17 protein-coding genes are annotated in these 20273 nt (G+C 38.2%); 14 read left to right on the plus strand and 3 right to left on the minus strand.

The features are described from left to right. The first annotated feature begins 81 nt into the window (after nt 1-81). The 10 genes from IX38_RS14895 (at nt 82) to IX38_RS14940 (ending at nt 13668) form a co-directional block, all read left to right on the plus strand. Nucleotides 82-1614: a GMC oxidoreductase gene (locus tag IX38_RS14895; RefSeq protein ID WP_034706295.1), complete on the plus strand. Its 1533-nt coding sequence runs from the start codon at nt 82-84 to the stop codon at nt 1612-1614. Further along, entirely contained in the window at nt 1611-2777 is a 1167-nt protein-coding gene (locus IX38_RS14900) for an MFS transporter (RefSeq protein WP_034706296.1), read from the plus strand. The genes IX38_RS14895 and IX38_RS14900 overlap by 4 nt, the downstream gene beginning before the upstream one ends. 853 nt (nt 2778-3630) lie before the next feature. Then, nucleotides 3631-4359 (plus strand): pirin family protein, encoded by a 729-nt coding sequence (locus IX38_RS14905; protein WP_034706298.1) that lies wholly within the window; start codon nt 3631-3633, stop codon nt 4357-4359. A 147-nt stretch (nt 4360-4506) separates the two neighbouring features. Beyond that, complete coding sequence (locus IX38_RS14910; RefSeq protein WP_034706300.1) at nt 4507-5058, plus strand: NADPH-dependent FMN reductase; 552 nt, start codon at nt 4507-4509, stop codon at nt 5056-5058. A 301-nt stretch (nt 5059-5359) separates the two neighbouring features. Then, entirely contained in the window at nt 5360-6352 is a 993-nt protein-coding gene (purM, locus tag IX38_RS14915) for a phosphoribosylformylglycinamidine cyclo-ligase (RefSeq protein WP_034706302.1), read from the plus strand. 153 nt (nt 6353-6505) lie between these two features. Next, nucleotides 6506-7075 (plus strand): phosphoribosylglycinamide formyltransferase, encoded by a 570-nt coding sequence (purN, locus tag IX38_RS14920; RefSeq protein WP_034706303.1) that lies wholly within the window; start codon nt 6506-6508, stop codon nt 7073-7075. A gap of 357 nt (nt 7076-7432) precedes the next feature. After that, entirely contained in the window at nt 7433-8950 is a 1518-nt protein-coding gene (purH, locus tag IX38_RS14925; RefSeq protein ID WP_034706305.1) for a bifunctional phosphoribosylaminoimidazolecarboxamide formyltransferase/IMP cyclohydrolase, read from the plus strand. An 87-nt stretch (nt 8951-9037) separates the two neighbouring features. Continuing rightward, nucleotides 9038-10276, plus strand: a complete 1239-nt coding sequence (gene purD, locus IX38_RS14930; RefSeq protein ID WP_034706308.1) for a phosphoribosylamine--glycine ligase — start codon at nt 9038-9040, stop codon at nt 10274-10276. Nucleotides 10277-10430: 154 nt separating this feature from the next. Further along, complete coding sequence (gene guaA, locus IX38_RS14935; protein ID WP_034706309.1) at nt 10431-11960, plus strand: glutamine-hydrolyzing GMP synthase; 1530 nt, start codon at nt 10431-10433, stop codon at nt 11958-11960. A 199-nt stretch (nt 11961-12159) separates the two neighbouring features. Further along, nucleotides 12160-13668: a carbon-nitrogen hydrolase family protein gene (locus IX38_RS14940; RefSeq protein WP_034706310.1), complete on the plus strand. Its 1509-nt coding sequence runs from the start codon at nt 12160-12162 to the stop codon at nt 13666-13668. A 118-nt stretch (nt 13669-13786) separates the two neighbouring features. On the opposite strand, the gene IX38_RS23045 is transcribed toward IX38_RS14940, so the two are convergent. Then, a complete protein-coding gene (locus IX38_RS23045) occupies nt 13787-13954 on the minus strand; it encodes a hypothetical protein (protein ID WP_165570742.1) in 168 nt (55 codons plus the stop codon). Nucleotides 13955-14356: 402 nt separating this feature from the next. Between IX38_RS23045 and IX38_RS14945 the strand changes: the two genes are divergently transcribed. From IX38_RS14945 to IX38_RS14960, 4 genes are all read left to right on the plus strand, one after another. After that, the gene (locus IX38_RS14945) at nt 14357-14563 is read left to right on the plus strand and encodes a cold-shock protein (RefSeq protein ID WP_034706311.1); all 207 of its coding nucleotides are present in this window, start codon (nt 14357-14359) and stop codon (nt 14561-14563) included. Between the two features lie 399 nt (nt 14564-14962). Beyond that, the gene (locus IX38_RS14950) at nt 14963-16612 is read left to right on the plus strand and encodes an ABC1 kinase family protein (RefSeq protein WP_034706313.1); all 1650 of its coding nucleotides are present in this window, start codon (nt 14963-14965) and stop codon (nt 16610-16612) included. 126 nt (nt 16613-16738) lie between these two features. After that, nucleotides 16739-17248: a hypothetical protein gene (locus tag IX38_RS14955; RefSeq protein ID WP_051884781.1), complete on the plus strand. Its 510-nt coding sequence runs from the start codon at nt 16739-16741 to the stop codon at nt 17246-17248. Between the two features lie 255 nt (nt 17249-17503). Beyond that, nucleotides 17504-18865, plus strand: a complete 1362-nt coding sequence (locus IX38_RS14960) for a DEAD/DEAH box helicase (RefSeq protein ID WP_034706315.1) — start codon at nt 17504-17506, stop codon at nt 18863-18865. Nucleotides 18866-18906: 41 nt separating this feature from the next. Here the strand turns inward: IX38_RS14960 and IX38_RS14965 are convergent, their stop codons facing one another. Together IX38_RS14965 and IX38_RS14970 are read right to left on the minus strand one after the other, a co-directional pair. Next, complete coding sequence (locus IX38_RS14965; protein ID WP_034706317.1) at nt 18907-19563, minus strand: GDSL-type esterase/lipase family protein; 657 nt, start codon at nt 19561-19563, stop codon at nt 18907-18909. A gap of 66 nt (nt 19564-19629) precedes the next feature. Continuing rightward, entirely contained in the window at nt 19630-20091 is a 462-nt protein-coding gene (locus IX38_RS14970; protein WP_034706318.1) for a lipocalin-like domain-containing protein, read from the minus strand. Nucleotides 20092-20273: the final 182 nt, after the last annotated feature.

Here is a 20273-nt window from a genome sequence, read left to right on the forward strand (position 1 = left end):
ACACAATCTATTGAAATTTAATTTTTTATTAAGCTCGTCAAAGTTTTAAATCTTTAATTTAGATGGATCAAATTAAGAAAAATGTACGATATCATTATAATAGGAAGCGGAGCAGGAGGCGCAACAATGGCTTATCGGCTGGCAGATACAGGAAAAAAAATCCTTGTCATTGAAAGGGGAGATTTTGTGCCCGTAGAAAAAGAAAACTGGGATTCTGTAGAAGTTTTCGAGAAAAACAGATATACAACGACAGATTTGTGGCTTGATAAACACAATAAACCTTTTCGTCCCGGAATGCATTACAACGTCGGCGGAAATACCAAATTTTACGGAGCCGCTTTATTTCGTTTGAGAGAAGAGGACTTTAAAGAAATACAGCATTATGGCGGAATTTCTCCGGCTTGGCCCATTCAATATCAGGATTTGAAGGATTATTATCTCGAAGCAGAAAAGCTGTTTCACGTTCATGGTAAAAGAGGCTCAGATCCTACCGAACCTTTTGATTCTGAGCCTTATCCGAATCCGCCCTTACCGCATGAGCCGAGAATTCAGGAAGTTGTTGATGAATTGATTAATTACGGATGGCATCCGTTTAATTTACCGGTCGGAGTTAATTTTAAACCTCATGAAACCGCAAATGCACCTTACACATTAGACCGTTTCGATGGTTTTCCCGATGCAGCCGAAAGAAAAGGCGATGCCCATCTTTGTTCATTAACAAAAGCATTGGAATATCCGAATGTAGAATTAATGGTCAATACAAAAGTGTTGCGATTAAATACAAACGAAGATGGAACCAAGATCACCGATATTGTTGTTGAACAAAATGGTGAAACAAAAACCCTGACCTCAGATTTGATTGTTCTTTCGGCAGGTGCAATCAATTCTGCTGCACTTCTTTTAGAAAGTGAAAATGATAAATTCCCCAATGGACTTGCTAATTCTTCAGATCAGGTCGGGCGAAATTATATGTTTCATCAAAACACCGCATTGGTCGCATTATACACAGAATCCAATCATACAAAATTCGGAAAAACATTCGGAATTAATGATTTTTACCACGCCAGTAAAGATTATGAATTTCCGCTGGGACACATCCAGATGCTCGGAAAATCGGACGAGCATCAGATCAAAGCAGACAGCCCCGTTGCCGCACCCGGTTTTACGTTTGAATTAATGGCACAACACGCCGTAGATTTTTGGCTGACCTCAGAAGATCTCCCTGATCCTGAAAATAGAGTAACGGTTGAAAACGGACAAATTAAAATCACTTACAGCCCAAATAATGAAAAAGGACATGCATTGTTAAAAGCGGAACTCATTAAAGCCCTCAAAGCTTCCGGTAAATTTGAAAGCTTTTTATTTAAAGGAATTTATTTCAGCAAAGGAATGGATATCGCGTCACCTGCCCATCAAAACGGAACCACAAAAATGGGACTTGATCCCAAAACTTCGGTGGTAGATCCCAATTGTAAAGCGCACGATTTAGAAAATCTGTACATTGTCGATGGCGGATTTTTCGTCTCAAGCGGAGCTGTAAATCCTGCCTTGACAATTATTGCAATGGCTTTAAAGGTGGGAGATCATCTTAAAAATAATGTTCTGAAATCATGAATTCCAGAATAGTTCAAATCGTCATCATCTTTTTATTAGCTTTCTTTACGGGAGTTAATTTTGTCGTGTTTCCAGCTCTGGGAACGGCTTTCACAGATTCTTCGCTTTTTGGGCTTTCATCTTCGCAGTTCGGGAATTTATTCATTCCGCAGGTGATTTGTATTATCATTTCGTGTTTAGGAGCTCCTTTTTTGGTGAATAAATTCGGTCCGAAGATCATTTTGGTGGCCGGATTATTATTAATGATTACTTCAACAGGAATTTTGTGGATGCTTCAGTTTTTCATGAATGATAAATCGTTGCTGTTTCCGGTTTTAATGATTCTGGTGGCGTTCACGGGTTCGGGTTTTGGACTGTCAATCACAACTTTAAATCCTTTAGCCGCAAGTTTATTTGAAAATAATAAATCTTCTGCGATCTTAATATTACAGTTTTTAGTCGGACTGGGAACTTCAACTTCTCCAATGATGATGAATTTAATTGGAAATGTAAAAAACTGGATGTACGTTCCTGTAAGTATCTTTGTTTTAGTTTCAATAATTTTTGTCCTTTTTTTATTTTTAAAACTGGAAAAAGGAACGTTTTTCGAGCTTCCCAAACACTTTAAAATTCCATCCAAGTTGTGGATTTTCTTTATCGCAATCGTTCTGTACGGCTTTATTGAAGGAACTTTCGGAAGTTTTGGAGCGATAATTCTTAAAAATCAAGGATTGGATAATAATAAAGCGAGTTTGGGACTGTCATTATTCTGGGGCGGAATAGCTTTAAACCGTCTGCTTTTCGGAATTTTCTCAAAAAATAACGATCTGTCTTACCTATTCCTATTCTCACCTTTAATTGTTGCAGGATTGCTCTTACTTTTATTAATCTACCCCAACGTAAGTATCATAATATTAATGATGTTCCTGATCGGATTTTTCATGGGAAGTATATTTCCGGGATCTATTGGCTGGGGAACGGTAGAATTTCCAACGTTGTCCGTTTTAGTATCCGGATTTTTGATGGCAGCCAACCAAATCGGAACAGGAATTATCACTAATGTTTTAGGCAGTTTTTCTAAAGAAACGACAGTTATTTTCCAATTTCTCATCGTATGCATGATCCTCATCTGTGTTCTGCTTTTCTATTTAAAGAGAAACTCTAAAATAAAAGAAGCCTTTTAATTCAATAGGAGCGGGCTTTACACCATCGTTTTTTAATGACCAGGGAAGCTGTAGCGTTAAGAAAATAAGTTCTGAGAGCGTTAAGAAAATTCTACTGTTTGAAGCGCGACACAAATCCTGAATCGAAGAACTCATATTGAATTCGCGCAAGTTTTAGAATTTTTAGTGAACAGAAATTATTTTTAGCGGAAGATTCCAGTCTTGAACTTTTGGTCCTTTTGTTTCAAGACAAAAGGACATATTAAAATTGTCAATGGCCATTATAAAAATTCACTATTAACAATTCAACCATCATTTGTATGATTCTCATTTGCGTTTTGCTTTTCTATTTAAAAAGAAACTCTAAAATAAAAGAGGCTTTTTAAAATAACAAAAGCGGATCAATTCAAATCCGCTTTTAATTTACTATAATCAGAAAACTTAATAATCTTAACAACTTAATTTAATCTTGAAAGACTGGGGTGAAGACCTCGTAAACATATTTTTGGAACTCCGTAAAAGAAGGGAAAGGCACGTAAGGCTTTAGCTAAACCTAAAATTCACGGCTGATCTGTTGTGCCTTTAGAAAAATAAATCTTGTGTAATGTGTTCTCCCACAGATCTTACAGATATCCACACTTATAAATCTGCACAATCTGCCAAATCAGCGAGAGATAAAAAACATAGCACAATCAATTTTATCTTCAATAAAATCATAGTACCTTAAAACAGAAGAGCAGGAATAAATTGATGTCTTTGCGTTTAATCAAAACAATTATATTTCACTTCAGCCAAAGCCCAAAATCCTTTCTTAACCTACATCAACATTTCCAATACCCTATATCCCTACATTTGTACTATAAATAATCACAGTATGAAAACAGTATATCATAAAGCAGATTCAAGAGGCCATGCAGACCACGGCTGGCTAAACAGTTACCACACATTCAGCTTTGCCAATTATCAGAACAAAGACAGAATGAATTTCGGGGTATTGAGAGTATTGAACGACGATACCGTTTCACAGGGAATGGGATTCGGGACACACCCTCACAGGGATATGGAAATTATATCAATTCCTTTGGAAGGAGATTTGGAACACAAAGATTCAATAGGAACCACTGCCGTTATCAAAAAAGGAGAGATCCAGGTAATGAGCGCAGGAACAGGTGTAATGCACAGCGAATACAATAAAAATAAAGATGAGGCAGTAAAATTTCTGCAGATCTGGGTTTTTCCTAAAGAACAGAACGTTGAACCGCGATACGACCAGAAAAGCATCAAAGAAGGCGAAAAAATCAACGGGTTCCAGCAGATCTTATCCCCAAACAAAAATGATGACGGAGTTTGGATCCATCAGGATGCCTGGTTCAATCTGGCTAACTTCAAGGCAGGAAACGGAAAAAACTATATGCTTAATAAAAAAGACAATGGAGTGTATGCCTTTGTTTTAAAGGGAAGTGCCAAAGTAGGAGACAGGATATTGAATGAAAGAGACGGATTGGGAATCTGGGATACCCAGAGCTTTAATATTGAAGCAGTAGAAGATGCTGAAATCCTGTTAATGGAAGTGCCGATGGAACTCCCTGCTTATTTAAAATAACAAATAGAATATATTTTTTGTCATCTTACCGGATGTTGACGCTTCTATGTTCGTAAAAATAACATTAGGTTATCAAAAAAGCCTTTGCGGTCTTTTTGTTAAAAATAAAGACAAAGAATAATCAATAGATTAAAAAATATACAGTAAATGAAAGTTTTAGCAATAGCGGGAAGCAATTCTGATGCTTCAATGAACAGACAGTTAGTAGCTTACGCATCATCACTTTTTGAAAATGCAGAAGCGGAGGTGGTAGACTTGAATCCTTTCGAAATGCCAATTTATAAGCATGAAAGAGAGCTGGCTGGTGGTATTCCTCAGGAAGCCCACGATTTTGCATCAAAAATTGACGGAGCAAATGTTCTTTTGGTTTCATTACCTGAGCATAACGGAACATACTCTACAGCATTCAAAAATGTGTTCGACTGGGTATCGAGAATCAAGGACAGAACAGTATGGAATGAAGTGCCCATGTTACTCATGTCTACCGCTCCAGGAGCAAGAGGCGGAGCCGGCGTTTTAGAAGCCGCATCGAAGCGTTTCCCTTTCCACGGTGGAAATATTGTAGAAACTTTTTCACTTCCTTTCTTTAATGACAACTTTGATAAAGCGGTACAGAAGATTTCTAATGAAGAGAAAGACAGTGAATTAAAGGACAAAATCAAAAAGATTGCAGCCATTGAAACCATCCTTGAAAAATAGAATTTGAATATTAATTTAAAATTACTATTTTTGCAAAAAGAAAAAGATGAAAATTCAGACCACTTTTAAAGAATGTTTCTCAGAGAAAGGGAAAACTGTGGGCTCTGAAATTCTGAGATAAAATACCGGCCGATAATCTACCAAGATTGTCGGCTTTTTTATTTTCTAAAATCGATATAAAAAGTAATTATAGAAATAAAATGTATCAATATACCAATGTACCAGTTTTTTGGTTTTCCAAACAAGATGATTGTTGCATTGTTAAACTGACTACATTGCTACATTAATAAAATTATTAAGCATGAGCAACACTTACAAATCAGCAGGCGTAGACAAAGAAGAAGGATACAAAACGGTTGACAAGATCAAAAAAGCAGTAGGCGAAACCCACAACTCAAATGTATTGAACCATTTGGGGAGTTTTGGAGCTTTCTATGAGATCGGAGGATATAAAAATCCTGTGCTGGTTTCAGGAACAGACGGAGTGGGAACCAAGCTGAAAGTAGCTTTGGATACCAAACAGTACGACTCTATCGGTATCGACTGTTTCGCCATGTGTGCCAATGATATCCTTTGCCACGGAGCAAAACCGTTATTCTTCCTGGATTATCTGGCTTGCGGAAAACTTGATTCGGAAATCGCTGCGGAGATTGTTCTTGGAATGGTAAAAGCATGTAAAGACAACAACTGTGCACTGATCGGTGGAGAAACTGCTGAAATGCCGGGAATGTACCAGCCTGGAGATTATGATGTTGCAGGATTCTGTGTAGGAATCGTAGAAAAGGACCAGATCATTGACGGTTCCGGTATCAAGGCAGGAAATAAAATTATTGCCCTTCCAAGCTCAGGATTCCACTCCAACGGATTCTCATTGGTAAGAAAAGTATTTCCGGACTTCCATGAAGAATTTGAAGGAAAACCTTTATATGAAACCCTTTTAGTGCCTACAAGACTTTACTACAAAGACATTCATAAAGTGTTGGAAGAAGTAAAAGTTTGTGGTATTGCCCATATTACAGGTGGTGGCCTTTACGAGAATGTTCCTAGGATCATTCCTGAAGGATTATGTGCTTCCATAGATGCTGCGAAGATTAAAATTCCTGGCGTTATGGTTGAACTGGAAAAAAGAGGCGGTGTACCCCGTGAAGAAATGTTCGGAACTTTCAATATGGGAGTAGGTATGGTCATTGTTACAGATGCAGACCATGCTGAAAAAGTATTGCATCTTCTGGATGATGCTTACGAAATCGGAGAAATTACAGAAGGAAGCGAAAAAATAGATTTAAAATTTTAGGAGCTTAATCCCGCTTTCCGCTATATCTTTTTCGTTACGGCCTCCGCTTCGCTCCGGCCTCCACGAAAAAGGATGCCGCTGCAATCGGGGCTAGTTAATAACAGTCAAAGCCTTGTCAGGGTTTTAAACCTTGACAAGGCTCACAAAATAAAAATGAAAAATATAGTCATTTTAGTTTCTGGTTCAGGAACCAATCTTCAGAGAATTATTGATACCATTGATAATGGAGAAATCCAAAACGCAAAAGTATCTTTAGTCGTTGCAGACAGAGAATGTTACGGATTGGAAAGAGCCAAAAATCACAATATAGAAAACGTTCTCATTCCAAGAGGAAAGAATTTCAGCAGTGAATTGGGGAGAGTAATTCCAAAAGATACAGATCTGATCGTGTTGGCAGGATTCCTATCCATCCTGAAACCTGAATTCTGTGAGAACTGGGACGGTAAAATCATCAATATCCACCCGGCACTGCTTCCGAAATTCGGAGGAAAAGGGATGTGGGGCATGCATGTTCACAATGCCGTTATTGAAGCCGGAGAAAAAGAAAGCGGGGCAACCGTACATTTTGTAACTCCGGGAATTGATGAAGGAGAAGCCATTCTTCAAAAATCATTTGAAGTAACAGCAGATGATACCCCGGAAACAATAGCAGAGAAAGTACACCATATTGAATATGAAATATTTCCAAAAGCAATCAACAAGGTCTTGGGAAACAATTCGTAGGATCTAAATTTCCCTCCCTTGGAGAGGTGTCAAAAATTCAAAGAATTTTTGACGGGGTGGTTTTAAAATACTCACCCTTCGCTGAGTGAAACGCCCTTGAGGACAAAAAAACATTCAGCATTAATAAAAGAACTTAGCGCTCTTTGCGTTAAAAAGCAACATTCAATTGGTCATTACGTAGGAATCTAAACATGTTAAGACGCTTCCGGCATGACAAACAGAACATAAGAAAACACATTTAGATTTTAAATATTTCGAAAAAAAGCAAAAAATCTAAGTAAAATAAAGTAAAACCGGAGGTGAAAGACCCGGTTTACAGTTTGAAATAGCTGTGAAAAGTAAAAAATTGAAAGTAAAATGAGTAAAAAGAGAGTTTTAATCAGTGTTTCTGACAAAAGCGGATTGATCGAGTTCGCTCAGTTCCTGGAAGCCCGGAATTATGAGTTGATTTCTACAGGAGGAACGTTCAAACATTTGAAAGACGCTGGCTTAAATCCGATTCAGATCGATGAGGTGACCAATTTCCCTGAAATGCTGGACGGAAGAGTGAAAACCCTTCACCCGAAAGTGCACGGAGGTCTTTTAGCAGTTCGTTCCAATGAAGAACACATGAGAACCGTTCAGGAACACGGAATTGATCTGATCGACATGGTGATCGTAAACCTTTACCCTTTCTTTGAAAATGTAAACAAAGACATTTCCTTACACGAAAAGGTAGAATTCATCGACATCGGAGGTCCTTCAATGCTTCGTTCTGCCGCTAAGAACTTTGATTCTGTAACAGTAATTACTGACGTTGAAGATTATTCGACTGTAAAAATTGAAATGGAACAGAACGGTGACACGTACATTGAAACACGTAAAAAGCTTGCAGGAAAAGTATTCAACCTTACTTCAGCTTACGACGGTGCTATTTCAAGAATGCTTTTAGATGAAGAATATCCTGCGTATCTTAATGCTTCCTATAAAAAGGCAGCTGACTTAAGATATGGCGAAAACCCTCACCAAACTGCTGCTTACTACGTTTCTACGTTTGAGAACGGTGCGATGAAAGATTTCGAACAGCTTGGCGGTAAAGAGCTTTCCTTCAATAACCTTCGTGATATGGACCTTTGCTGGAAAGTAGTTACGGAATTCAAAGAAGAAATGGCATGTTGCGCCGTGAAGCATTCTACCCCTTGTGGTGTTGCGATCGGAACTTCAGCACTCGATACTTACCAGAAAACTTTCGAATGTGATCCTGTTTCTATTTTTGGCGGAATTGTTGCTATGAACTACAAGATCGATGCGGCAACAGCTGAAGAACTGAACAAGACGTTCCTTGAGATCGTAATGGCTCCGGAATTTGATGAAGAAGCTCTTGAAGTTTTAAGAAAAAAGAAAAACCTGAGAATTATAAAGATCGTTAACCCTGTTTCCGACAAGCAGACATGGGTGAAGATTGACGGCGGTATCCTGGTTCAGGACAATGACACTCATTTCTCTGATGATATCAAGGTTGTAACTGAGGTGCAGCCTTCGGAAGAGCAGAAGAAAGCCCTTCTTTTCTCCCAGAGAGTCGTGAAGTATGTAAAATCAAATGCAATTGTTGTTTCCAACGGTATTCAGGCCTTCGGAATCGGTGGCGGACAGGTGAACAGAATCTGGGCTACCCAACAGGCCATCGAAAGAGCAAAAGAAAAATTCACAGGAGATCTTGTTTTGGCTTCTGACGCATTCTTCCCTTTCCGTGATGTGGTAGATTTCTGTGCAGCAGAAGGTATCAAAGCCATCATTCAGCCGGGAGGAAGTGTAAAAGATCAGGACAGTATTGAAGCTGCCAATGAGCACGGTATCCCGATGATGTTTACCGGAGTTAGACATTTTTTACATTAATTAAAATAGAATTAAAAATAATTGGGGATTGTATTTATAGCATTCAAAATTATATATTTGTAAAATAGACTAGATAATAAATAAAGTATGAGAATATTAATCATAGGTGAAGGCGGTAGAGAATCTGCTTTAGCGGCAAAACTTCAGAATGACCCGAGAATTTCTAAAATGTTTTTTGCTAACGGTAATGCTACCACCGATGTAATAGGGAAAAATGTTCATTTATCAGAGATCAAAGAACTGAGAGATTTCGCCATTAAAGAAAAGGTGGATCTTACGATCGTAGGTCCGGAAGCTCCTCTTGTAGCAGGGCTGAAGGATGAATTCAAAAAACACGATCTTAAAGTTTTCGGTCCCAACCAAAAAGTAGCAAGCCTGGAAGGAAGTAAGGCTTTCTCTAAGAAATTTATGCAGACCTATGATATCAAGACAGCCAAGGCTGTGGTATTTGATTCATATAATGATGCTAAAGAATATGTTCAGACACAGCAGTATCCTTTGGTGGTGAAGGCAAGCGGTCTGGCAGGCGGAAAAGGTGTTGTGATTTGCGACAACCTTGAAGAAGCTGAAGCTACGATCCACGACTTCATGATCAGAAGAATTTATGGAGATGCAGGCATCCGTCTGGTTATTGAAGAATATTTAGAAGGTTTTGAAGCTTCCATCATTGCATTCTCAAACGGTGAAAAACTTTTCCCTTGTGTGGCTGCAAAAGATTACAAAAAAGCAGGAAACGGAGATACGGGACCTAATACCGGTGGTATGGGATCTGTTGCACCAAGCCCTGAATTTACCCAGGAGCACTATGCTGATTTTGAGAAAAACATCTTACAGCCTACCATCAACGGTCTTAAAGGAGAAGGATTCGGCTTTAAAGGAATCATTTTCTTCGGATTGATGGTGACTAAAAACGGAGCTTATCTTCTTGAATACAATATGAGATTCGGAGATCCTGAAACTCAGGTATTGATGGCATTAATGGAAAACAACCTTCTTGATGTTATCCAGGATTGTATGGAAGGAAAAGACATTCAGCTTAAGTTTAAAGACGAAAAAGCAGTTTGCCTTGTTATGTGTTCCGGAGGTTACCCGAGGAATATAGAAACAGGCTACGAAATTGTAGGCGAAGACAAACTGAAACATTCTAAACTTCTTTATGCAGGAGCAGTGAAAAAAGGCGATAAAGTAGTTTCCAACGGCGGACGGGTTCTGAACGTGGTGGCTACCGGAGCGACTTACGATGATGCCCGCAAAAAAGTGTACGAAGATGCAGCCCACATTCATTTCGATTACGGATTCTACAGAGAAGACATCGGAAAGTTTTAAAATAAATCGCGAAAAAAGATTTGGAACATTTCCAAGTCTTTTTTTGTAAAACACTTGAGAGAGCAGTAAGCGAAATAAAGGACAAAAGCTTACTGACTATAGCTTATAGCCTAAAGCTTTTATCATTTATCAATCATCAATTATCATTTATAAAATGAACAACGGTATTATCATATTAGATTTCGGATCACAGTACAACCAGCTTATCGGAAGAAGAATCCGTGAAATGGGGGTATATTCTGAAATCCTTCCTTTCAATACACCCTTACAGGATATTTTAGCAAGACAGCCAAAGGGAATTATCCTTTCCGGAGGACCAAGTTCTGTGAATGCAGAAAATGCTCACTTAGTAGAAAAAGAACTGTACGAACAAGGCGTTCCTGTTTTGGGAATCTGCTACGGAATGCAGCTTACCGCTTATCTTTTGGGCGGGAAAGTTCATAAAGGTGAAAAAGGAGAATACGGAAAAGCACATTTGGATATCATTAAAGAAAGTTCTTTGTTAAAAGGGGTTACTCAGAATTCAATTGTATGGATGAGCCACTTTGACGAAGTAGGAGAACTGCCTGCCGGTTTTGAATTAAACGCAAAATCCGGTGTAATAGCTTCAATTTCAAATGAAGAAAGAAAAATCTATTGCGTTCAGTTCCATCCTGAAGTTTCCCATACAGAAGAAGGCGGAAAAATGCTTGAAAACTTTGTTTTCGCGATCTGTAATGCTGAGAAAAACTGGAAACTGACAAACTATATCGAAAAAACAGTTGAAGAAATCCGTGAAAAAGTAGGAGACAGCAGAGTGATCCTCGGACTTTCAGGAGGTGTTGACTCTTCTGTAGCAGCGGTTTTAATTCACAAAGCGATCGGTGATCAGCTGACGTGCATCTTCGTTGATACAGGTTTATTAAGGAAAGAAGAAGGCCAGAAAGTAATGGACAACTATGGAGAACACTTCCATATGAACATTAAAATGGTTGATGCCAAAGAAAGATTCCTTTCAAAATTAGCTGGGGTAGACGATCCGGAGCAGAAAAGAAAGATCATCGGAAACGAGTTTATTCATGTTTTTGATGAAGAATCCCATAAAATTGAAGGTGCTAAATTCTTAGCCCAGGGAACCATCTATCCTGACGTTATCGAAAGCCAGTCTGTGAATGGCCCATCCGCAGTGATCAAGTCTCACCACAACGTAGGCGGACTTCCTGAAGATATGGAATTTGAATTACTGGAACCATTAAGAGAGCTTTTCAAAGATGAGGTAAGAAAAGTAGGTGAGGAGCTGGGAATTCCACATCATTTGGTACACAGACATCCTTTCCCGGGTCCCGGATTGGGAATCAGGGTATTAGGTGCTGTAGATGCTGAAAAAGTGAAAATTCTTCAGGAAGCTGATGATATTTTCATTGAAGAATTATACAAAAACGACCTTTACGAAAAAGTATCTCAGGCCTTCGTAGTCCTTCTTCCTGTGAAATCAGTAGGAGTAATGGGAGATGAAAGAACTTACGAATACACTGCTGTAGTCCGTTCTGCCAACACCATCGACTTTATGACGGCAACGTGGAGCAGACTTCCTTATGAGTTCCTGGATACGGTATCCAGCAGGATCATCAACGAAGTAAGAGGAATAAACAGAGTAGCTTATGATATTTCAAGCAAGCCACCTGCAACGATTGAGTGGGAGTAACTCTCACTGAAGTTTTAAAATAATAATCCTGCTCTTTATGAGGGCAGGATTTTTGTTATATGAGTTGAAAATTGTTTATACAAAATGATAAAAATAGATTACTGAATGAATCTTACTGTATATTTTCATTTAAGATTATGTTTGTATAATAAATTTTTCAGCTAATTATTTTTCACTAAATTTAAGTAAAATTACGTCAATGCAAATAGAAACAAGAGCCCTGACCCTTCAGGATTATGATGAACTGGTAATAACAATGAAACGCGCCTATCCGCAGATGTCCGAATCTATTTGGTCTAAAAAGAGCATCGAAAAGCTCACCAGGATATTCCCCAAAGGTCAGATCTGTATCACTGTAGACGGAAAACTGGCCGCTGTCGCACTTTCCATTATTGTGAATTATGACGAGTTCGGGGATGATCACACTTATGTAGATATTACAGGAAATTATACGTTCAATACCCATCTTTCCACGGGAAATGTACTCTACGGGATTGAAGTTTTTGTAGATCCTGAATTCCGCGAACTGCGCCTGGGAAGGAGATTATATGACGCCAGAAAAGAATTATGTGAACTGCTTAACCTGAAATCCATTATTCTCGGCGGAAGAATTCCAAACTACCATAAATACAGTGACGAACTTTCCCCAAGAGAATACATCCGCAGAGTAAGAGATAAGGAAATTTACGATCCTGTACTGTCTTTCCAGCTTTCCAATAACTTTCTTCCCATCAAGATCCTTAAAAAATATCTTCCCGAAGATGAATCTTCACTGGAAAATGCCGTTTTGCTTCAATGGAACAACATCTATTACAGCAAAAAACCCAATACGATGCAGGACAGCATCATCCGTTTGGGACTTGTGCAGTGGCAGATGAGACATTTTAAAAATATTGATGCCTTTTATGAGCAGGTAGAATTTTTTGTCAATGTGATGGGCGACTACAAATCCGATTTTGTCCTTTTCCCGGAACTGTTCAATACCCCCTTGCTGGCACCATTCAACAAGCTTTCAGAAAGAGACAGTATGATAGAATTGGCTAAATTAAGCGAGGAAATCAAAAATAAAATTTCTGAACTGGCCATCAGCTACAATGTCAATATCATTTCCGGAAGTATGCCTGTTTTTGATAGTGATCATAACGATCTCTATAACGTAAGTTATCTTTTACACCGTGACGGCCGTATCGACGAATACCGGAAGATCCACATCACCCCGAACGAAAGAAAATACTACGGAATGAAAGGCGGAAACGAGATCAGGGTTTTCGATACCGACTGCGGAAAAATAGGTCTCGTGATCTGCTATGACGTAGAATTTCCCGAACTGCCTAGAATTCTTGCCGACCAGGGAATGAAAATTCTTTTCGTGCCTTATCTTACCGATACCCAAAATGCTTATATCAGAGTACGTCACTGTGCAGCAGCAAGAGCTATCGAAAATGAATGCTACGTTGCTATTGCAGGCTGTGTCGGGAACCTTCCGGGTGTAAACAATATGGATATCCAGTTTGGGCAGGCTGCCGTATTTACCCCTTCGGATTTTGCCTTCCCGTCTAATGGCGTAAAAGGAGAAGCAACTCCCAACACCGAAATGACCCTCATTGTAGACGTAGACCTTAATCTTCTCAAAGATCTCCATCATAACGGCTCTGTTCAGGTGATGAATGACCGCAGAAAAGATCTTTATGAAACCTACCTTAAATAAAGGCAATATCAATACAAATATCCTGTTCAGTTTGGACAGGATATTTTGTATGACACTAATTTCTCTTAAAACAAAAAGAGCAGATCAACTCTGCTCTATGTTTAAAATAAGTTCTTTTTTACAAATACTGAGGACATACCACGGCCGGGCATATCAATTTCGGGCATCTTGGTCTTCCGTCATCCGGGCAGCACTTGTTTGAACAGTTTCCGCCGATAATAATACCGCTTCCGTTAATTCCTTTTAATTGTTCTCTTGAAAGTTTGTTGTTACGTAAATTTTTCATTTTTAAATATTTTATAGGTTAGTTTGATCAGTATAAAGATAAAAAAATCCTTTAAATAATATTGTGAATGTCATTTTTTTTCGTTTTGTTAGAAAAAATCTGTTTAAACTTATATTTTATACAGTTGGCCAATCGCAAAGGTGCAAATGATATTATAAAAGCTATTTTAAGGCGAAAAGACTTTATCTGCTATAAAATTTCTCACTTTTTATTATAAAGCTTTTACTGAAAATCTTTGATTTTTTTTGCGCCTGAAAACATCCATACAGTTTAAAACTTGGTGCCTTTGCGGTTTTCCAACAAAAAAGTTTAAACAAATTCAAAAAAATAAGCTAAGAATATAATTTTTTTTTCAACATATTATTAAAATTTACTATCTTCACTGATCAATTTAAATACAATATAATGACAGGAACAGTAAAATGGTTTAACGAAACAAAAGGTTTTGGTTTTATTACACCAGACGGAGGCGGAAACGATATTTTTTGCCATCATTCAGCCATTCAGTCTTCAGGCCTTAGAACTTTGAAAGAGGGGCAGGCAGTAGAATTTGAGATTAAAGAAGGTAAAAAAGGACCTGAAGCAGACAATGTTAAAGTAGTAGGATAATAACTTATTAAGATATTGTTGAAATAAAGCTGCCATCCCAGGCAGCTTTTTTTTTGGGCCACAATTAAGAGCTTTAAAATATTTAAAATGATCGCAGAAGAAATTTTTACTTTTTTGTAAATTCTTTTGATTCAGTTATCAATTCAATCAGACAGATGGACCCGATAGCTTAATCAGTGATACAACGGCGACCCTTTGCTTCCCTGAAAGCAGAAAGAATGAAACAGAAGCTTTACATAAAAAAATGGAATAAGATAAGTTTGAAAAGTTCATCATTTCCCCTCAGATCAAAGACAATTCTATCTCTACTTCACCGTGCGGTTTACCGTTTAAATTAAAATAAAAAAACAGCAATAGGAACAATTTTTGGAGTAATTTGCATCAACTATTTAGAAATATATGTTTGACAAGCAGCAACGAAAACTGAAAAGATCAGCCAGGCTCATTTCCGTACTCAGTAAATACGGATTCAAAGATATGCTGGCAAGGATGAACACAGGAAATAAGCAGGAACAGCTTTCTGTGGATCCGGATGAGGTTATTTCTAAAGGGACGGTATACGAAAGGATAAGACTGGTGCTGGAAGAGCTTGGGCCTACCTTTGTAAAGCTTGGCCAGACATTCAGCAACAGGGAAGACCTGCTTCCGCCTGAACTGATCCAGGAGCTGCAGAAGCTTCAGGACAAAGTGGATATGGTAGATATGGATGTAGAAGAAATTCTGGAAAATGAATTCAATATATCCGTGAAAGATCATTTTCTGGAAATTCAGAAAGAACCTTTGGCCACAGCATCTATTGCACAGGTTTACAAAGCGGTTTTACTGGATGGGAGTACTGTGATCCTCAAGCTTAAAAAAGCTGATGTACAGACCGTTATTGAAGATGATCTGCTTCTCATAAAAGACCTGGAAAAACTGATTTCCGCCTATTCCGAAATAGGAGAAAAGCTCAATCTGAAACAGGCGATTTCCACTTTTGAAAAATCTTTGCTGGAAGAGGTTTCCCTGATCAACGAAAAGGAAAATATCCTGCATTTTGCCCGGAATTTTAAGAACCATAAGGAAACATATGTCCCGAAGATCTATGAAGAATATTCCAACAATAATATTCTCTGCATGGAGTTTATCGACGGGATCAAAGTGACCGACAAAGTTTCTCTTTTGGCTCATGATATTGATCCTGTAAAAGTATCGGAAGTAGGACTCAGACTGTTTGTTTCACAGATTCTGGATTACGGTTTTTTTCATGCCGACCCGCATGCCGGTAATATCCTGGTGAAAAAAGACGGGAAAATCGTTTTTATTGATTTTGGTGCGGTAGGAAAGATCCAGCCGAATGATAAGGAAATTCTTGAAAGTCTGATCGTAAGCTTTGTCGCTAAAAATTCACATAAAATTGTCCGCTATCTCAAAAAAATGGCGGTCAGCTACGAAATTCCCGATGAAAGAAGATTTGAAAACGATGTGGAAGATATTCTCAACTTCGTGCACAGCTCATCGCTGCAGGATATCAATGTTCAGGTGATCATCAATAAAATGAAAGATATTCTGAAGGACAACAGGCTTTATATGCCCGATTATTTTTATCTTCTGTTTAAAGGAATCAGCCTGATAGAAGGAGTTGGCAGAACAATCAATCCGGATCTGGATATCGTGAAAAGTCTTCATCCTTACACCAGGAAAATCTTTACGAAAAAGATCAAGCCCAAGAATCTTTTAAAAACCGGAATGGACAGAATGATGAATTTCACGGATAATGTAGATGAAATTCCCAAAGAACTCAGATCTGTACTTCAGAAACTGGATGATAATAAATTCACGGTTTCCAGCGAGATTAAAAATATTGAAAAAACCAACCAGCTGATCAAATCCAGTATCATCAATTTAATTCTGGCTATGGTTTTGGGAGCTAATATGATTGCCACAGCGATTGTTTTTGTTTCAGAATCTGGTCCGCGGATAGGGGAAATGTCTTTAGTTGCGGTATTGGGCTTTGTACTTTCCATTATACTGGTTCTGGTACTTCTGCTGAGGGTTACCAGGAAATAAATAAGAAGCCGGAAATCAGATTTTAGAAGTTTAGCCGGGAAACTTAGAGATCCCCAATAGGAACTCAAATTCAATACCTCACAATTTACATCACAAAACCCGCCCTGCGAAACAAATAACAAACCTATGAAAAAACTTATTTTAATGACTCTTGCTTTCTGCAGTTCATTATTTATTGCTCAGGAATCCGTTGAAAAAGGTATTTCCGGAGATTTCGACGGCAATGGAACCAAAGAATATGCCTACACCAAAGTCAGTGACTGTACTGATGAATGTGACGGAAAATGTGAAACGACCATTTATTTCAGTGATAAAAAAATAAAGCCGTTCATCATTTCACCTGCTTATGACGGTACTTTATACAACCTGGGAGATCTCAATGATGACGGAAAAGATGAGATCGGTTTTTACCCGGGCTGGTGTACAAGCTGCTGGCATGCTTTTCATGTGTATACATTGAGTAAAAAAGGCTGGAAACCTTTGGTGCCATCTATTTCCACGCACTGCACACAGTGGGAAGAAGAGAAATTTCCGATCAGAAAAGACCCTGAAAAGAAAGGATATGTGATCATAACTTCAAGTATATGGAAAGATGATGATATTAAAATTGAAAGTACAAGCGTGAAGCTGAAATGAGTTTCCGGTTGTAGTGTTGGAGGGTTTGAGGGTTATTGTGTTTGAGAGTTTAGAGTGATGATACTTGCCAGGTAAGTGAAGCCGTTTATTTATTTCAGTTGTAAAAATCTGCGAAATCTCCAAATAAGATAGATTTTAAAAATTTAAACAGCCTCTTAAACCTAAAACCTTAGTTCTTGAAAAATTCATATGCGAAGCAAAATTGACAATTGACATTAAGCTTAACCTCTAAATTTAAATACCTATCTTTGCACCATGGAAAAACTCACTTTTGCGGATTTTGACCTGCCGGTTAAAATTCTTGATGTTTTAGCGGATCTGGAATTATTCGAACCTACACCTATTCAGGAAAAGAGCATTGGCCCTATACTTTCCGGGAGAGATGTAATGGGGATCGCACAGACCGGGACCGGGAAAACATTGGCTTATCTTCTGCCCGTTCTTAAAACATGGAAATATAACAAAACAGGGAATCCTACTGTTTTGATTCTTGTTCCTACAAGAGAATTGGTGGTACAGGTAGCGGAAATTGTTGAGAAACTGACAGAAAATATTACCGCAAGGGTGATCGGAATATACGGAGGGAAAAATATCAATACACAGAAGCTGCTATTTAATGACGGATGTGATATTTTAGTAGGAACTCCGGGAAGGGTGATGGACCTTGCCATTGACAATGCGATTTCATTGAGAGAAATACAAAAGCTGATCATTGATGAGTTTGATGAGATGCTGAACTTAGGGTTCAGACCGCAGCTTACCCATATTTTTGAAATGATGAAGCCTAAAAGGCAGAACATTCTTTTCTCGGCTACAATGACAGAAGCGGTAGATGAAATGCTGGATCAGTATTTCGCAAGCCCGATAGAAATATCCTTGGCAAAATCTGGAACGCCTCTTGAAAAAATTGAGCAGTCCGGTTACAAAGTGGACAACTTTAATACAAAGATCAATCTTCTTGAACATTTATTGAAAACTAATGAAGATGAAATGTCCAAAGTGTTGATTTTCACTAACAATAAGAAAAATTCTGATCTTCTGTTTGCAAAAATTGACGAACTTTTCCCTGAGCAGTTTGATGTAATTCACTCGAACAAATCTCAGAACTACAGGCTTAAAGCCATGAAAAGGTTTGAAAATGAAGAGATCAGAGGACTGATTACCACCGATGTAATGGCCAGAGGTCTGGATATTTCGAATATTACCCACGTTATCAACTTTGAAACCCCTGAAATTCCTGAACAGTACATCCACAGAATAGGAAGAACGGGTAGGGCGGATAAAGACGGTAAGGCAATTACTTTTGTAACTAAAAAAGAAGAAGCTTACGTACTTGATATTGAGCTTTTAATGGACAGAGATCTTAAATTCAACGATTTCCCAGCAGAAGTAAAAATAAATCCTAAGAAGATTGCTTCCGAGGAAGATGTGATCATCATGAAAAATCCGGCACAGGTAAAACTGTATGACGGAGGAGGAGCATTTCACGAGAAAAAGGATAAAAACAAGAAAGAAAACTGGGGAGGACCTTCCAAAAGAAAAGTACCGAAGAAATTTGGAGCTAACAGGTCCCAGCAGAAATCCATATCAGTATCAAAATCCAAGAAAAAGAAATAAAAAAAATCCCGTACAGGGATTTTTTTGTTTTACATGGGATGCTATTTCATATAGGGCCTCATAACCTTCGCCCAGGCTTCATAACCTTCGGGAGTGATGTGGAGCATATCTTCCACAAAAAGATCTCTTCTTACATTCCCATTGGAATCCTCCATGGCTTTTGTAATATCAATGAACTCTGCATTGGGTTCTTTTTTCATGAAAGCGGCAATCTTCCTGTTTGTTTCTTTCATCTGTGGCCACAGTATTTCGCGGCTCGGCGAATATTTTATAGAAATATAATCTACTTCAATATCGGGAAATCTTTCACGGATCTTTTTGTAGAACGTTTTAAACCTGTTGACCACAACTTTGGCTTTCAGGTCATTATTCTCTGCAAAATCATTGTCACCGCAATAGATAATGATCTGTTTAGGCTGGTAAGGGCTTAAAAGATCATCGGCAAAATAGTTAAGATCCGTCAATTTTGATCCGCCAAAACCCCTGTTGATAATCGTTTTGCCGGGAAAATAGCTGGCAACGTCTGTCCATTTGGTGAAAGAAGAGCTTCCTATCAGCAGGATGGCGTCTTTTGGCGGAGGGTTCTCCTGATCCGCTTTTTTGAAATTCTGGATGTCCTGCCAGAACACCGGCTTTTTTTCCTGTGAAAAGGATAAGGCAAAATACAGCAATACAAATGCTGAAAGAATCTTCTTCATTACAATCAATTTTAAAATATATGATAAATGTAATAAAAAACTCCCGATAAAATCGAGAGTCTGTGTTTATCTTTTATAGGTCACATAAGTGAGATCATCCGTACCATCACCGTTCTGGTCAAATGCACCAAACAGCTGGGCCATTTTCAGATCCTTGCTTGTAAGGACTTCTACTCTGTACCATTTTTCGGTATCATTGTCATTTTTAATGCTTAACAGCTTAGATTCTTCGGTATAGGTATATTTACCTTCAGTTTTCCCGTTGATCTGGCATTCAAGTCCGTTTTTGGAATAATACGTATAGCTGGTATAATAATCACTTCTGAAGTGCAGAATATCTTTAGCTTGACAGTCAGACGGAGTTTCTGTATCAAGTACTGTTTTATTGTCTTTTCCGGAAATAATTTCTATTTTGCTTACCTTCCAGTCTCCGCTCATCATTTCCAATTCATAGGCTTCGATATTGTCATCTTTACAGGAAGTTAGTGCCAGAGCTGAAAAGGCAAATAAAAGTAGCTGTTTTTTCATTTTCACAAATTTAAGAATATGCTAAAATATAAATAAATTTGAAATATTTATAATGAAATCATGCTTTTTTAAACGAATGTTTATAAATAACAGTTTTTTTTATAACGAAGAGAGAAGAGAGAGTCCAAAATGTGCAGATTTAGGTTACAGGGATGAGCCACCGTTTGGCAGATATTGAATCA

Origin of the sequence: Chryseobacterium luteum (genome assembly GCF_000737785.1) — a bacterium.
GTDB lineage: Bacteria > Bacteroidota > Bacteroidia > Flavobacteriales > Weeksellaceae > Chryseobacterium > Chryseobacterium luteum.

Coding starts and splice junctions, on each gene's coding strand:
- IX38_RS14965 (WP_034706317.1), bottom strand. CDS start 19,563: ATGAAGAAGATTCTTTCAGCATTTGTATTGCTGTATTTTGCCTTATCC.
- IX38_RS14970 (WP_034706318.1), bottom strand. CDS start 20,091: ATGAAAAAACAGCTACTTTTATTTGCCTTTTCAGCTCTGGCACTAACT.
- IX38_RS14895 (WP_034706295.1), top strand. CDS start 82: ATGTACGATATCATTATAATAGGAAGCGGAGCAGGAGGCGCAACAATG.
- guaA (WP_034706309.1), top strand. CDS start 10,431: ATGAACAACGGTATTATCATATTAGATTTCGGATCACAGTACAACCAG.
- IX38_RS14960 (WP_034706315.1), top strand. CDS start 17,504: ATGGAAAAACTCACTTTTGCGGATTTTGACCTGCCGGTTAAAATTCTT.
- IX38_RS14900 (WP_034706296.1), top strand. CDS start 1,611: ATGAATTCCAGAATAGTTCAAATCGTCATCATCTTTTTATTAGCTTTC.
- purD (WP_034706308.1), top strand. CDS start 9,038: ATGAGAATATTAATCATAGGTGAAGGCGGTAGAGAATCTGCTTTAGCG.
- IX38_RS14940 (WP_034706310.1), top strand. CDS start 12,160: ATGCAAATAGAAACAAGAGCCCTGACCCTTCAGGATTATGATGAACTG.
- purM (WP_034706302.1), top strand. CDS start 5,360: ATGAGCAACACTTACAAATCAGCAGGCGTAGACAAAGAAGAAGGATAC.
- IX38_RS14905 (WP_034706298.1), top strand. CDS start 3,631: ATGAAAACAGTATATCATAAAGCAGATTCAAGAGGCCATGCAGACCAC.
- purN (WP_034706303.1), top strand. CDS start 6,506: ATGAAAAATATAGTCATTTTAGTTTCTGGTTCAGGAACCAATCTTCAG.
- purH (WP_034706305.1), top strand. CDS start 7,433: ATGAGTAAAAAGAGAGTTTTAATCAGTGTTTCTGACAAAAGCGGATTG.
- IX38_RS14910 (WP_034706300.1), top strand. CDS start 4,507: ATGAAAGTTTTAGCAATAGCGGGAAGCAATTCTGATGCTTCAATGAAC.
- IX38_RS14955 (WP_051884781.1), top strand. CDS start 16,739: ATGAAAAAACTTATTTTAATGACTCTTGCTTTCTGCAGTTCATTATTT.
- IX38_RS23045 (WP_165570742.1), bottom strand. CDS start 13,954: ATGAAAAATTTACGTAACAACAAACTTTCAAGAGAACAATTAAAAGGA.
- IX38_RS14950 (WP_034706313.1), top strand. CDS start 14,963: ATGTTTGACAAGCAGCAACGAAAACTGAAAAGATCAGCCAGGCTCATT.